The organism is Microbacterium abyssi (genome assembly GCF_015277895.1).
Lineage (GTDB): Bacteria > Actinomycetota > Actinomycetes > Actinomycetales > Microbacteriaceae > Microbacterium > Microbacterium abyssi.
In genome coordinates this window covers 187,158-200,312 of sequence record NZ_CP063815.1, presented here as the reverse complement: position 1 = coordinate 200,312, position 13,155 = coordinate 187,158, and the positions used below count along the sequence as shown (strand labels likewise).

General features: G+C 67.8%; 15 protein-coding genes. 1 reads left to right on the top strand and 14 read right to left on the bottom strand.

Translation table 11 applies throughout. The features are described from left to right. Positions 1-13 precede the first annotated feature (13 nt). The 8 genes from IM776_RS01025 to IM776_RS00990 all read right to left on the bottom strand — a co-directional run bounded on the left by IM776_RS01025 (position 14) and on the right by IM776_RS00990 (position 8,545). On the bottom strand, positions 14-1,489 hold the full coding sequence (locus IM776_RS01025) for a C-glycoside deglycosidase beta subunit domain-containing protein (protein WP_194421243.1): 1,476 nt from the start codon (positions 1,487-1,489) through the stop codon (positions 14-16). 13 nt (positions 1,490-1,502) lie between these two features. Continuing rightward, a complete protein-coding gene (locus tag IM776_RS01020) occupies positions 1,503-2,804 on the bottom strand; it encodes a C-glycoside deglycosidase beta subunit domain-containing protein (RefSeq protein ID WP_194421242.1) in 1,302 nt (433 codons plus the stop codon). A gap of 174 nt (positions 2,805-2,978) precedes the next feature. Next, positions 2,979-3,965: an SRPBCC family protein gene (locus tag IM776_RS01015; RefSeq protein ID WP_194421241.1), complete on the bottom strand. Its 987-nt coding sequence runs from the start codon at positions 3,963-3,965 to the stop codon at positions 2,979-2,981. A gap of 1 nt (position 3,966) precedes the next feature. Further along, positions 3,967-4,326 (bottom strand): ArsR/SmtB family transcription factor, encoded by a 360-nt coding sequence (locus tag IM776_RS01010; protein WP_194421240.1) that lies wholly within the window; start codon positions 4,324-4,326, stop codon positions 3,967-3,969. 56 nt (positions 4,327-4,382) lie between these two features. After that, the gene (locus IM776_RS01005; protein WP_422730926.1) at positions 4,383-4,865 is read right to left on the bottom strand and encodes a DapH/DapD/GlmU-related protein; all 483 of its coding nucleotides are present in this window, start codon (positions 4,863-4,865) and stop codon (positions 4,383-4,385) included. Beyond that, positions 4,759-6,444 (bottom strand): ABC1 kinase family protein, encoded by a 1,686-nt coding sequence (locus IM776_RS01000; RefSeq protein ID WP_194421239.1) that lies wholly within the window; start codon positions 6,442-6,444, stop codon positions 4,759-4,761. The genes IM776_RS01005 and IM776_RS01000 overlap by 107 nt, the downstream gene beginning before the upstream one ends. 33 nt (positions 6,445-6,477) lie before the next feature. Further along, positions 6,478-7,098, bottom strand: a complete 621-nt coding sequence (locus IM776_RS00995; protein WP_194421238.1) for a PadR family transcriptional regulator — start codon at positions 7,096-7,098, stop codon at positions 6,478-6,480. A gap of 103 nt (positions 7,099-7,201) precedes the next feature. Then, positions 7,202-8,545 carry an HNH endonuclease gene (locus tag IM776_RS00990; protein WP_194421237.1) on the bottom strand — a complete coding sequence of 448 codons (1,344 nt, stop codon included), beginning with the start codon at positions 8,543-8,545 and terminating at the stop codon, positions 7,202-7,204. A gap of 151 nt (positions 8,546-8,696) precedes the next feature. Here IM776_RS00990 and IM776_RS00985 point away from each other — a divergent pair, with 151 nt between their 5' ends. After that, positions 8,697-8,993, top strand: coding sequence for a DUF503 domain-containing protein (locus IM776_RS00985; RefSeq protein WP_194421236.1), 297 nt, complete (start codon positions 8,697-8,699; stop codon positions 8,991-8,993). Between the two features lie 105 nt (positions 8,994-9,098). On the opposite strand, the gene panB is transcribed toward IM776_RS00985, so the two are convergent. From panB to IM776_RS00955, 6 genes are all read right to left on the bottom strand, one after another. After that, a complete protein-coding gene (gene panB / locus IM776_RS00980) occupies positions 9,099-9,968 on the bottom strand; it encodes a 3-methyl-2-oxobutanoate hydroxymethyltransferase (RefSeq protein WP_194421235.1) in 870 nt (289 codons plus the stop codon). After that, positions 9,965-10,357 (bottom strand): aspartate 1-decarboxylase, encoded by a 393-nt coding sequence (panD, locus tag IM776_RS00975; RefSeq protein WP_194421234.1) that lies wholly within the window; start codon positions 10,355-10,357, stop codon positions 9,965-9,967. Before panD ends, panB begins: the two co-directional genes overlap by 4 nt. Continuing rightward, a complete protein-coding gene (gene panC / locus IM776_RS00970) occupies positions 10,357-11,208 on the bottom strand; it encodes a pantoate--beta-alanine ligase (RefSeq protein WP_194421233.1) in 852 nt (283 codons plus the stop codon). The genes panD and panC overlap by 1 nt, the downstream gene beginning before the upstream one ends. Next, entirely contained in the window at positions 11,205-11,963 is a 759-nt protein-coding gene (locus tag IM776_RS00965; RefSeq protein WP_194421232.1) for a DUF2520 domain-containing protein, read from the bottom strand. Before IM776_RS00965 ends, panC begins: the two co-directional genes overlap by 4 nt. 368 nt (positions 11,964-12,331) lie before the next feature. Beyond that, positions 12,332-12,649, bottom strand: coding sequence for an ArsR/SmtB family transcription factor (locus tag IM776_RS00960; protein WP_194421231.1), 318 nt, complete (start codon positions 12,647-12,649; stop codon positions 12,332-12,334). Beyond that, the gene (locus IM776_RS00955) at positions 12,646-13,152 is read right to left on the bottom strand and encodes an SRPBCC domain-containing protein (RefSeq protein ID WP_194421230.1); all 507 of its coding nucleotides are present in this window, start codon (positions 13,150-13,152) and stop codon (positions 12,646-12,648) included. The genes IM776_RS00960 and IM776_RS00955 overlap by 4 nt, the downstream gene beginning before the upstream one ends. Positions 13,153-13,155: the final 3 nt, after the last annotated feature.

Sequence of the window (13,155 nt, the reverse complement as noted above, 5' to 3'; positions counted from 1 at the left end):
ATCTCGCCTGAGCTCACACGGCCTGCAGCGACCTCATCGTCGTGCGGATCAGGTCGTGCTGCCTGCGCACGAGCACGAGCGGGTCGACCTCGCCGAGTTCGGCGAACGCATGCCCCTCCCATTCGCTCGACCAGTAGCCGCGGTACCCGCCCTCGACGAAGACCCGAACCAGCTCGGGGTAGTCGATCGCGGGCTCCTGGCCGTTCTCGTCGATGTCGTAGAACTTCGCGTGCACGTGCATGATCTGCGGCATGATGTCGGCCCACTCGCGCGGGTCGACGTGGCCGTGCATGTTGAAGGCGAGGTGCGCGAAGGATCCGAGCCGGCCAGGGTCGAAATCGCGCCCCTTGAGGTATCCGATGAACTCCTGCTGGCGCTCCTGCATCGTGGCATCCGTCGCCCAGATCTGCTGCAGACGGGCGAGAGCCTCGCTGTCGAGGCCGGCGCGCTGCACGGCACGCAGAAGCGTGGGAGACATCGCATGCATGGTCGACGAGAAGTCGGCGACGAAACCGAGCAGCGGCGAGTCGAGGGCGGCGTAGGTGTCGCGCACCTTCATGATGGGCTCGGCGTTCGGGCCCATCGGTGCGTGGATCTCGTAGGCGAGCTTCAGCTCGAGTTCCTCGGCGATCGGCAGCAGGCGGCGCAGCAGTTCGGGCTTCGCACTCTGGATGCGCACCAGCGGAAAGCCGAGCTTCTTCGCACCGCGGAACATCAGCTCGCTGAACTCGAACTCCTCGTCGGGGGTCATGTCGCGGTCGCGCCGGCGGCCCATGTCGAGGTTCGCGCCGAAGGAGCTGGCGTCGAAGCCGTGGCGGTCGAAAGCCGTGCGCCAGGTGCGCTCGAACTCGTCGGATACGAGGGGGTACGTCGGCACCATCTGGGAGGCGACGATCTCGATGCCGGGGCCGATGCCGAGTTCGGCGACACGGTCGAGCAGTCCGTCGAAGTCGTACCAGCCGGCTCGGAACTCCGCGGATGCCGAGTAGAGGGTGAGGCCGAGCTGGAAGGGGTCGGCCTCGGTCGCAGGCGGAGCCTCCGGAACGTCACTGATGAGCGCCGGAGCGGGTGCATCGACATCCGTCACGGTGAGCGAGAACGAGTCGCGGACGAAGTTCGGCACATACATGCCGGGGCCGCCGTCCTGCCCCGGAGCGATCTGCATGTACGGCAGGCGCAGCTGACCGACGAGGGTGACCTGGTACTGCTCGCCCGCCTCGACCGGGCGTTCCCCCTTGGCCACCAGAAGCGGATGATCCTGCAGGAACCACAGCGTCTCGCTCTGGTCGGGCAGCTCGTCCAGCTGGTACTCGCGATCGTGCAGCACGAGGCGGAGGTTCTCCTGGGGCACCTGTTGGCCGTCGACGGTCAGCTCGAGGCTGGTCACCGATGACAGCCAGAGGCTGCGGTACCAGGGGATGGTGAGGCGCAGTGCGAGGCCGTCCGGGTGCGGGCGGAGGCTGTCGGCGTGGATGAGTCCGTTGGGCATGATGTCTTTCCGTTCAGAGCTTGTCTGCGACCTGGCGCATGAGCGAGTGCTGGCGGCGAACCTGCTCGATGGATCGCCATGGGATGCGGTCGCCCTCGTACTCGCTGGAGAGGTAGCCGGTGTACCCGGCATCCTTGAGGGCGCGGAGTTCCGGCTCCCACGGGATCTGCTGATCTTCGAGCGCATCGTCGATGTCGTGGAACTTCGCCTGGATGAAGACGACATGGTCGATGATGTCGAAGACGTCGGCAGGGTCGACGCCGATGCCGTCGAGGAACGCCGGGCGACGACCCGGCAGCTCGCCCGGCTTCAGCGGGATGGGCCGGTCCTGGAAGATACCGGTGTCGAGAAGGAGCCCGAAGTGCTTCGTTCCGGTGCGCGTGATCAGATCGATGTAGTCGTCGACGACCTCGTGCTTGATGGGTGTCGGAGAGTGGATCTCCGGGCAGATGATGACATCGAGCTCTTCGGCCAGGGGAAGGCTCGCCTCGACGACCTCGGTCCAGATCGGGTGCGGGATCAGGTCACCCGAGACGACGCCGATCTTCGGCCGCACGAAGCGGAAGCCGAGCCGCTTCGCGAGCCGGAGGTCGCGCTGCAGCGCGGCGGCGCCCTCTTCGACGCTCATGTCGCGCCCGTGCTCGCCACTGGAGTGCAGGCGGGTGTCGATCCAGGATCCGTAGTTGGTGGGTTCGAGGCCGTAAACATCGAGCAGGCGGAACCACTCGTCGACCCATTCCTGAGGAGGGTCGGGATAGTTCGGCACGTGCCCCTCGCCGAGGATCTCGACTCCCGTCGCGCCGAGATCGGCGATGGAGCGCAGGGCCGTCTCGAGGTCGAGGTTCGTGCCGTAGTCGCCCATGAAACTGTAAAGCGAGACGCCGTACTTGAACGGCGCGCCTTCAGCTTCCGGCGACAGGGTGACGTGCTTGGTGACCTGGTACTGGCTGGGCTGATGCTCCTGCGGGATGTACGACATCCGCAGGCGAAGGTCGATGGACAGCTCATGGATGCCGTCGGGCAGTCCACCTGCGAGCGGCACGGTGACGACGGCTGCGTCTTCCAGCTGCCAGCGGATGCCCTCGCTCTGCCACAGCTCGTCGAGCGTGTAGGTCTGGCCCTGCAGAGTCCATATCGGCACGTCCGGCGCGACATCGACCAGGCCAGGGATGCGGACGCCGATGCCGTCGATCAGAGACGCGGCCATGCCGCGGTACGACGGCATGCGCACTCGGAACTGGAAACCGGTGATCTCGCCGCCCTCGCGGACATTGCGGAATCCGACGGACTGGATGAGGTCTCGCTCGAGAAGCATCAGCGCTCACTCTCTGTGGGACGGGCGTCTTCGCTCTCCTCAGGCTAACCGCTTCCGCGTGTTTTCTACATAAGACTTATCTATTCGCGCATAACCGGCGGGGATCCGAAGGTTCACAGCAGTTCGGCCCCGAATCCACCAGATCCGGGGCCGAACTCGCTGATTTCTGAGGGATTACGACCGCGCCGCTGCCAGCACCTCGCGCTCCAGCCGCTCGAACGAGGCCTCCATGCCGTCGGCCATGCCGGTGGCGAGGATCATGTCGCGCGTGTCCTTGTCCGGGTACTCGATGAGCACAGTGACGAGGGTCGCGCCGTCCTCCTCATAGAGGTTCAGATCGTTCAGCGTCTCGACGGGCTGTCCCTGCATCCGCTCGGTCGTGACCGCGCGTCGCGGAGCGTCGCTCAGCAGCACTTCGCCCTCGAAGCCGAACGGCTGCCCCTCGGTGTCGCCGACCGGAGCCCACGAGTTGCGATAGCTCTCGCCGACCGTGGTCGTGGCGACGCACTCCGTCATCTCCCACCCGTCGGGGCCGAGCATCCACTGCCGGATCAGCTCCGGCTCGTGGTGCGCGCGCCAGACCAGCTCGCGCGGGCCGTTGACGAGCCGCGTGATGCGCACGTGCGTGTCGTCGAGCATCTCGACGCGCGTGCCCTTGCCCTCGGCGTACTCGCGAAGGTCCTGCAGCACGGCATCCAGCTGCGCCATCGCCATCTTGGTGCCCTCGACCATGCCCATCTCGACGACCTGTTCGAGCGCTTCGAGCGAGGCGAAGTGACTCGTGGTCACCATGTGCGTGCCGTCGGAGGTGGGCGCGAAGGTGAACTCCATCCGCATAGCGGGGAACTGTTCGTTCGGGTTGCCCTCCTCGTCGGTGAAGCCGTCGAGCACCTCGAAGCGGCGCGGTTCCTCGATCGCGAGGAACTCCCAGTAGCCGGATGACTTCTCGCCGCGCGGGCCGGACATCGAGTAGTTCGCGCGGCCGCCGATCGTGTGATCCCACGCGGTGAAGGTGGCGGGCCATCCGGGCGGGCCCCAGAAGCGCTCGAGCTGGCGCGGGTCGCTGTAGGCGTTCCACACGCGCTCGATCGGAGCGGCGAAGTCGGCCGTGACGGTCATCGTCAGGTTCTCGGTGTCGGTGGCGACATCGGTGACAGGCATTTCAAACTCCCTTGTTCTCGTTGGGTGCATCGGAGGCGAGCAGGTCGTCGAGGCGGGAGATGCGAGCCCGCCAGAGCTCTTCGTAGCGGGCGAGGAGCGCCCGGGCGCGCGCGATCATCTCAGGATTCGCGCGGACGAGCCGCTCGCGTCCCTCGGCGCGCTTGATGATGAGGCCCGCGGCCTCGAGGACGGCGACGTGCTTCTGCACGGCCGCGAAGGACATCTCGTAATCGCCCGCAAGGGCCGACACCGACTGCTCCTCCGTGATCGTGCGGCGCAGGATGTCACGCCGGGTCGCCGTCGCCAGTGCATGGAACACACGGTCGATCTCCGTCTCGCTCAGTCCAGATTGTGTAACCATTTGGTTGTACGTTACGACTGAGCGGATGCCGTGTCAAGAGCTTTCTGAAGACCGGATCACTCCGGAACGGACCGCACCACCCGCGCCGGTGATCCGACGGCGATCGCGCCGGCCGGCACGTCCTTGGTGACGACGGATGCCGCACCCACGACCGCGTCGTCTCCGATGGTGACACCGGGGAGGATCGTCGCGTTCGCGCCGATCCAGACGTTCCAGCCGATGACGACCGGCGCCGGATGCATGTCGGCGCGGCGGCTCGGCGCAAGGTCGTGGTTGAGGGTGGCGATCACGACGTTGTGCCCGATCAGGCAGTCGTCGCCGATCGTGATGCCGCCCTGGTCCTGGAACCGGCATCCGGAGTTGACGAAGATCCGCCTGCCCAGCGCGATGTTCTTGCCGAAGTCAGCCGCAAACGGCGAGACGACGCGACTCTCAGCGCCGTCCGACTCCCGCGAACACCGCGTGCGCCAGTGGCACGAGCGACACCGAGAGCAGCACGATTCCGAGCGGCGGAGCCACGCCCAGCAGCAGCGCCCCACCGACCACGAGCCCGGCGAACAGTACGCCCGAGACGACGCGCCGGCCGATGCGGATCAGCGAGTCCAGCCGCCGCTCCAGACGTGAGGTGTCGAAGGTGATCGTGCCCTCTTCGATCTCGGTGATGACCGCGTCGATCCGGCCGGGCAGCCGGGCTGCGACTGCGACCGTCGTCCACGCCTGCTCGGCGAACGCCTTCACTGTGTTGCCGGACTCGTCGCGCAGCAGCTGCGCGGCATAGGGTTCCACGGCATCCCACACGTTGAACGCCGGGTTCAGCCCGCTGCACATGCCCGACGTCAGTGCGACGGCACGGAAGAGCAGCAGCATCCCCTCCGGCAGCTGGAACGGCAGCGCCCGCACGGTGTCGCCGAACTCCAGCGCGAAGTCGCGGAACTCCCGCGGGTCGACGTGGCTGAGTTCGGCGAACCCCATGCCGCCGAAACGCGCGAACAGTGCGCTCAGCGCCTTCTCGAACTCCTTGGTGTCGCCGGAGGGCAGCAGCACGCCGACCTCCTGCGCAGCATCCACCAGCTTGCGGCCGTCGCGGGCGGCGACGGCGATCACGACCGCGCGCAGTCCGCCGCGCAGCCCCTCCGGCACCTCGCCCATCATCCCGAAGTCGACGAAGGTGAGGCGCCAGCCCGGTCCGCCTGACGAGGATGCCGGCGTCACGAAGATGTTCCCCGGATGCGGGTCTGCATGGAAGAAGCTGTGCGTGAACACCTGCCCGAACATGACCTCCGCGAAGGTGTCAGCGACCTCGGCCGGGTCGATGCCCGCGGCGCGCAGGGCAGCGGTGTCGTTGATCTTGATCGCCGTGACGTCCTCGAGGGTCAGCACACGCCGGGTCGTCCGCTCCCACACGACCTCGGGGGTCGACACGCGCGGATCGCCGGCGAAGTTCTCCGCGAACCGCTCGGCGTTCGCGGCCTCGTGCAGGTAGTCGATCTCCTCCATGCACGTGTGCGCGAACTCCTCGACGAGCGCCGGCGCGTCGACCCGGTCGGACACGATGCGCACGCGCCGCAGCCAGCCGGCGACCTTCCGGAGAGCGGCGAGATCCACGGCGACGATCCCGTCGATGCCGGGACGCTGCACCTTCACGACGACGTTCTCGAGCCCGGTGTCGGCGGCGTCGAGTTCGGACAGTCGCGCCCGGTGCACCTGGCCGAGGGATGCCGCGGCGAGCGCGGTCTCGTCGACCCAGGCGAAGGCGCGGTCGAACGGAACACCCAGTTCGCGCTCTGCGAGGGCTTTGATCTCGGTGAACGGCACCGCGGGAACCTCGTCCTGGAGCCCTGCGAGCTCAGCGGTGATCTCGGGCGGCAGCACGTCGAGGCGTGACGACATGAACTGGCCGACCTTGATCATCAGCCCGCCGAGTTCGACAGCGAGCACGTGGAAGCGGCGGGCGATCCGGAGCATCCGGTCGGTTCTGGTGCGCTCGGCGATGCGGGCGAGCCCGATGCGCGGCAGGAAGAGTTCGAACCACCACAGCTGGATGAGCTGAAGGGATGCGAATCGCAGAATCCGGCGGTATCGGGCGCGATGGGGCCCGGGATGTCCCGCGTCAGCCATCATGCCCCTCCCGCGACGCCGTGCCGGTACAGCTCAGTCCTGGGCAAGGATCGCGTACAGCTTACGGCGGGCGTCTTCGAGAACCTCGACGGCCTGGTCGATCTGCTCGGGGTTGCTGCGGGCGAACTGCGCGGCCGCGCCTGCGAGGTCGACACCCGCCTTCGCGAGCGCGCGCTGGCTCTCACCACCATGCCGAGCACCGTCCTGGGCGCCACCAGAAGACTTCCACGGAGCAGGTGCCTCCGCCTCATCGGCCACCGCGCGACCGGCTTCGGTCAGCGAGTACGTCTTGCGACCGTTCTGCTCCTCGGCGGAGACGAGGCCCTCGTCGGCAAGCAGCTGCAACGTCGGGTAGACCGAACCGGCGCTCGGCTTCCACGATCCACCGGAACGGTCTTCGATCTCGCGGATGATCTGGTAGCCGTGCATCGGCTCCTCGGCGAGCAGCGACAGGACCGCCGCGCGCACGTCGCCGCGCGCCATGCGCGTGGATCCGCTGGGGCGGGACTCGAACGACTTGCGGATCTGATCAAGCGCATCGAAGATCGCGGTTCCCGGACCGCCTGCGCCGCCGAAACCGCCAGAACCCAGGCCGCCGAAACCGCCGAATGGCGAGCCTGATCCGAATCCGTTGTTGGGGGATGAGCCGTTCATGATGACCTCCTGGATCACGGTGCGCGGACGTGCACGCCGATTGCGTCAACGATATATCGCTATAAGTCGTTCAGGAAGTGTTCCCAGCGAACCCACACCCGGCTCACGCCGCGATGTCGAATCGCGCTCGACCGCCGAGCCGCGGCGTCCTCGCCGGGTCGACGTATGGAGGTGGAATGAACCACACCCGTGCACTCGTTCCCGCCCCCTCGACGCGGACTTCCCACCCGTTGTCATGTATGCGATGGTGGCAGGTCTCGCACAGCAGCACGCCATTCGAAAGGTCGGTTCTTCCCGTATCTCGTCGCCACCATCGAATGTGATGCACCTTCGTCATCTCGGGTGGCAGTCCGCACATCGCGCAGCCACCATCCCGTTCGACGAGAGCGAGCCGCTGGCTTCGCGTGAACAGTCGCTTTCGCCGCCCCCAGTCGAGGATCTCGCTATCGCCGCCGAGGACCCAGGGGATCACTCCGCCGCTGGCGGCCATCCGTCGTGCCGCCCCGGCGCTGATCGGCCGGTCGATGCCGTCGACTGTCGCGGATCCCGTGCCCGACTCGAGATCCTCGAGGGTCATGCGGACGATCACTGTCGCGCCCGCAAGAGGGAGCCCGGTCGTGGTGCATCCCAGCACGTGTGCACAGAACAGGCTGAGCGCATCGGCCTGGAGCATCGGAACCGTGCGACGATCGGCATCCGGCGCGTCGGGATCGACCGCGTCCTTTCGGGCGGCGAACGTCGCCGTGACATATCCGCGCAGCGCCGCGACCACGGGCGCGGCGCTCTCCGCATCGAGCCTCCCCTCCAGGTGCACCATGCCATCGCGCGCGAAGACCGTCAGCGACCTCTGGGCGCGCTTCTCGTCTTCGCGCGGTTCAACACCGTCCGGGTCGAGCCACGCCTCAGCGCGCGTGATGAGCTTGCGCAGCTCGTCGAGGCCGAGCCCGAAAGCCCCCTCGGCCAGCATCCGCTCGCCCTCGGCTATACGCTCGGCGCCGGCCGCCACGCGGCATCGGTCGAGCAGCCCGATGATCATCGCCGCCGCCTGCGCGCTCAGCGCACCCGATTCGAGCGCCTCACGTACCAGCGGATACTTGGCGGGCAGTCGCGACCCGATCAGGTCACTGCGCGGCGCCGTCCCTTCGCCGACCTTGATCAGCCGCATGGCATCGCCGGTCGACACGCCCATGGTGGCGGCGATGAACTTCGCCGGCGTGCGGAATCCCTGCTGCTTCGCAAGGCTCTCGGCGCCGAGCTCCGGCCGCGACTCGCGCGCCAATCCCGCGGCGACATCGACGTGGAAGGCATCCAGTCGGCGCTGGAGAACCGCGGCCGCTTGATTGACGGCCAGCAGCTGCGCCCTCGAAAGGTCGTTCGAATCATCGGCATCCGCCCATACCTCGTCGAGGCGAGATATCGCTTCGTGCAGTGCGGCCAGCTTTGACATATCTCCAGCGTACGCACCGCCTCCGACATTCTCGAAGATTTGTTCGCACTATGGATAACTCGCCCCGCCCTCACTCGACGGCTTGGCAAACCTCTTGCAACCCTGGGTTGCAACTCGCGGCATCGGTCGGACGCATGACAGACTCTTCGGCATGTGGATCGGCTGGGTGGAGTTCGACATCCTGCTCGGCGACGTGCAGTCGCTGAAGGAGAAGCGCAGCGTGATCCGCCCGCTCATCGCCGACCTGTCGCGGCGCACGGAGGCCGCGGCGGCCGAAGTCGGCGACCACGACCTGCACCGCAGAGCTGCGATCGGCGTGTCCGTGATCGGCGCGGACGCCGCCCACGTGAGAGACGTGCTCGATCGAGCGGATCGGATGCTGGCCGAAGAGCATCCGGAGATCACGCTGCTGTCGGCGCGAAGAGGCTTGCACTCCAGCGAGGACTGACGCGACCATTCCCGGGGCAGGTCCACCGCGGAAGCGTATCCGCGAGCGCGAGGGGTGTGACGGACTGCTCGCGGTGTTCTGCACCAGGCCTCAGACGCGACCTGATCACCGCTGCGGAAGCAGCTCGCCCAGCCGCGCCACTTCGTCCGCCGGCATCGCGTAGCCGTGCTCGGGAGCGGGGTACTCCCCGGTACGCACCTCGTTCGCGTACGCCGTGACGCCGGCGACGGCATCCGTGCGCAGATCGGCATACCTCTTCACGAATCGGGCGGCCCCGCCGTCGTAGATGCCGAGCAGGTCGTGGAAGACGAGAACCTGGCCGTCGGCATCCGCTCCTGCGCCGATCCCGATCACCGGGATCTCCATGCGCGGTATGAGTGCGGCCGTCACCGAAGAGGGCACTGCTTCGACGACGATCAGTGAGCATCCGGCATCCTGCAGCGCAACGGCATCCTCGATCACCCGAGCGGCCTTGTCGGCGGTGCGCCCCTGCGCGCGGTAGCCGCCGAGCGACGTGGCGGTCTGCGGCGTGAGTCCGACGTGCCCGACGACGGGTACTCCGGCGGCCACGAGAGCGCGGGCCCGATCGACCGTGGTGCCGCCGCGCTCGATCTTGACGGCATCCGCCCCGGTCTCCTTGATGAAGCGCTGCGCCGTCGCGATCGCGAGCTCATCCGACGCCTCGTACGAGCCGAACGGCAGATCCGCCACCAGCAGCGGGGCAGAGAGTCCGCGGCGCACCGCGGCGGTGAGCATGATCATCTCATCGATGGTCACCGGCACGGTGCTGTCGTAGCCGAGCACCGTCATCGCCGCGGAATCCCCGACGAGCACGACATCGACTCCGGCGGCCTCGACGATCTGCGCGCCCGGATAGTCGTACGCCGTGACCATGACGATCTTCTCGCCGGCCGCCTTCTTCGCGGCGAGAGATCCCAGGGTGACCCGCGAACGGGACGCCGGGTGGACGCTCACTTCGATGCCCCGGTCAGCAGCTGGTCGACCGCATCGTCGACCTGGATGATTCCGTTGCCGCGATCGACATGAACGACGACGGGCTCATAGGCTTCGAGCTCCTGGGCCGAGTACTCGGCGTAGGAGACGACGATGATCGTGTCGCCGGAGTGCACGAGCCGAGCGGCCGCTCCATTGACCTGCATGACACCCGAGCCGCGAGCGCCGGCGATCGTATAGGTCTCGAAGCGCGCGCCGTTGTCGACGTCGAGCACGTGGACCTGCTCGTGCTCGAGGATGTCGGCGGCCTCAAGCAGGTCGGCGTCGATCGTGATCGAGCCGACGTAGTTGAGGTCGCTTCCGGTGATGGTCGCGCGGTGGATCTTCGACTTCAGCATGGTGCGTCGCATCAGACGTCGCCTTTCAGGATGTGGTTGTCGATCAGACGTGCGGCGCCGACGCGTGCGGCGACGGCGAGGAGGGCGTCGGACTCGACGCGGGTGACGGTGTTCAGGGTGAGAACGTCGCGAAGTTCGAGGTACTCGGGCGTGATGTCGGCGTCGGCGAGGACGCGGCGGGCGGCATCCAGAATCCGCTCGCCGTCTCGCTCGCCCGACCCGCGCACGGCTGCCGCGGCATCCAACGCGCGGTTCAGGGCCGTCGCCTGCTGACGCGCCGCCGGGTCGAGGTAGACGTTGCGCGAGCTCATGGCCAGCCCGTCGGCCTCGCGCACGATGGGGCACGCCTCGATGCGCACCTCGAGGTTCAGATCGGCGACGACACGACGCACCACGAGGATCTGCTGCGCGTCCTTCTGCCCGAAGTAGGCGACGTCGGGGGCGACGATGCCGAACAGTTTCGTGACGACGGTCGCGACGCCGTCGAAATGGAACGCTCCGCGCGAGGCGCCGTCGAGCACATCGGTGATTCCCGAGACATGGATGCTGGTGGCGAAGCCGTCCGGATAGATCTCGGCCGCCTCGGGCGCGAAGAGGATGTCGACGCCTTCGTTCTCGGCCAGCGCCGCATCGCGCGCTTCGTCGCGCGGGTACGAGCTGAGATCTTCGTTCTGGCCGAACTGGGTCGGGTTGACGAAGAGCGAGACCACGACGAGATCGGATGCCGCGCGCGCCCGCCGCATGAGGGAGAGATGCCCCTCGTGGAAGGCACCCATGGTGGGGACGAGGCCGACGGTCTGGCCTGCCGCGCGCGCCGTGCGGACGGCGGCGCGCATCTCGTCGATCGTGCCGATGATCCTCATGCTGCTTCTTCCTGCGTACGGCCGGCGAGCTCGCGGGTGCTGCCGCACAGCTGATCGAACAGCGCGACGAGGTCGGGGGTGGCGCCGGCTACAGCAGCGCGCTGGCGTGCGACTGTTCCCTCGTCGCCCCGTGCGATCGGGCCGGTGAGGGATGCCTCGGCACCGGCATCCGCCCAGTTCTCGACCGTGCGGCGCACGAGCGGTGCGAGGAGAGCGCGCGCGTCAGCCGACGGAAGGCCGGCGGTCACGGCGAGCTGCTCGGCAGCGTCCAGTACCGTGAGCAGCAGATTCGAGGCCGTGGATGCCGCGGCGTGATAGCCCGCGCGCTGGGCATCGCCGACGCGGAACGCGCGAGCCCCGAGCGCGTCGGCGAGACCGGTCGCGACCGCGAGCGCCTCGTCGGTGCGCGCGTCGATGGCGCAGCCGATGCCGCGGAAGACGTCCGGCGTCTCGTCGCCGGTGAAGGTCTGCAGCGGGTGCACGCTGAAGTCGACGTCATCCAGGGTCGTCGCGCCGGAGACATGACCGACGAACCGCGCGCGGTCCCTCACGGCGTCGGCGGCGGCGGCGATCGCGGCGTCGGGCACGCAGAGCAGGGCGATGTCGACGGTGGGCACGGCGGCGTCGCGCCCGAACGGTCCGTGCACGTCGAGCCCGGCTGCGCGGAGGGCGCCGGCGAGCACGCCGCCGAGGCGACCGGCGCCGATGACGGCGACGCGCGCGGATGCCGAGAGAAGGGAGTTCGATGGCTTCATGTCGTGTTCGCAGAGCTGATGAAGAGGGGCTCTGATTCGCCATGAGTATCGCGCCGCACTGGCTCGCTTTCCAAACCGAACAACAGACTGAGAACTAGACTCACGCGCTGGCTTGGCGATTTGCTTCAGTTTTGCCATTTTGAGTTGGCAGACAGCATTTTGCCTCACGATGGAGACCATGACTGCCATCGTCGACAGCCTGCCCGCGGATGCCACCCACCACGATGCCGAGCGCGCGTTCCGAGATGCCGGCTGGACGCCGTGCGGCGGCACATGACCGAGATCCCGCTCGCGTGCTCCGGACCGTGGGATGCCGCGTCGCGCGAGGCGATGCGCAAGGGGCTCGCCTACGCGGACGCCGCGAAGGTTTAAAGCCCCTCCGCGATCTCCTTGATCGCGGCGAGACGGCGATCCCACTCGCGGCCGATCTCATCGAGCCGCCGAGCCGTCGCGCTCAGAGACGCGCCGACCACCCGGAACCGCACCTCGCGCCCCGCCGGCACCGGCTCGACGAGCCCCACCTCCTGGAGCACGGCGAGGTGCTTCGCGATGGCCTGACGAGAGACGGGCAGCTGCCCGGCGAGGGCGGATGCCGAAGCATCCCCCTCGCCGAGCGCCACCAGAATGCTCCACCGCGTCTCGTCGGCGAGTGCCGCGAACATGGGGGCGAGTGTGGCGGCTGTCATGCCGCACTCTCGAGCAGCACGACGAGCTTGTCGAGCTCTTCGGTCCAGCCGGTGCGGTGGCTCTCGAGGTTCACGGCCGGGTCGGATGTGTGCTCGAATCCGGCCTCGACGACCGTGAGCTGCGTGCCGCCGTCGACCTCTTCCAGAGTGAAGGTGAACACCGTCGTGCGATCCTCCGCGAGAGGGTCGGCGTGATCGCCGACGGAGCCACCGTGGGCGTCACGGTAGGCATCGTCGTTGTTCCAGCGATAGGCGATGAGTCGCCGCTCCTCGCGGGCCTCGACGCGCAGCGAGAACGGTTCCGTATCGGGGAACGTCACCGTCCCGGTGGCTCCGACGCCGGTGCCATTGAGCTCGGTGCGACCGAACCATCGCGAGATGTGCGCGGGCTCTGCGACCACCTGCCAGACCTTGTCGATGGATGCGGCGACCCGGATCGTTCGGCGGATCGAGAACGTGTCCTCATCGACGACGGCTGCCGGGTTCTGAGTCGTGCTGACCATGAG

What these genes read in the sequence shown, in the direction of transcription:
- IM776_RS01025 (WP_194421243.1), bottom strand. Translation starts at nt 1,489, where the DNA reads ATGCCCAACGGACTCATCCACGCCGACAGCCTCCGCCCGCACCCGGAC.
- IM776_RS01020 (WP_194421242.1), bottom strand. Translation starts at nt 2,804, where the DNA reads ATGCTTCTCGAGCGAGACCTCATCCAGTCCGTCGGATTCCGCAATGTC.
- IM776_RS01015 (WP_194421241.1), bottom strand. Translation starts at nt 3,965, where the DNA reads ATGCCTGTCACCGATGTCGCCACCGACACCGAGAACCTGACGATGACC.
- IM776_RS01010 (WP_194421240.1), bottom strand. Translation starts at nt 4,326, where the DNA reads ATGGTTACACAATCTGGACTGAGCGAGACGGAGATCGACCGTGTGTTC.
- IM776_RS01000 (WP_194421239.1), bottom strand. Translation starts at nt 6,444, where the DNA reads ATGGCTGACGCGGGACATCCCGGGCCCCATCGCGCCCGATACCGCCGG.
- IM776_RS00995 (WP_194421238.1), bottom strand. Translation starts at nt 7,098, where the DNA reads ATGAACGGCTCATCCCCCAACAACGGATTCGGATCAGGCTCGCCATTC.
- IM776_RS00990 (WP_194421237.1), bottom strand. Translation starts at nt 8,545, where the DNA reads ATGTCAAAGCTGGCCGCACTGCACGAAGCGATATCTCGCCTCGACGAG.
- IM776_RS00985 (WP_194421236.1), top strand. Translation starts at nt 8,697, where the DNA reads ATGTGGATCGGCTGGGTGGAGTTCGACATCCTGCTCGGCGACGTGCAG.
- panD (WP_194421234.1), bottom strand. Translation starts at nt 10,357, where the DNA reads ATGCGACGCACCATGCTGAAGTCGAAGATCCACCGCGCGACCATCACC.
- panC (WP_194421233.1), bottom strand. Translation starts at nt 11,208, where the DNA reads ATGAGGATCATCGGCACGATCGACGAGATGCGCGCCGCCGTCCGCACG.
- IM776_RS00965 (WP_194421232.1), bottom strand. Translation starts at nt 11,963, where the DNA reads ATGAAGCCATCGAACTCCCTTCTCTCGGCATCCGCGCGCGTCGCCGTC.
- IM776_RS00960 (WP_194421231.1), bottom strand. Translation starts at nt 12,649, where the DNA reads ATGACAGCCGCCACACTCGCCCCCATGTTCGCGGCACTCGCCGACGAG.
- IM776_RS00955 (WP_194421230.1), bottom strand. Translation starts at nt 13,152, where the DNA reads ATGGTCAGCACGACTCAGAACCCGGCAGCCGTCGTCGATGAGGACACG.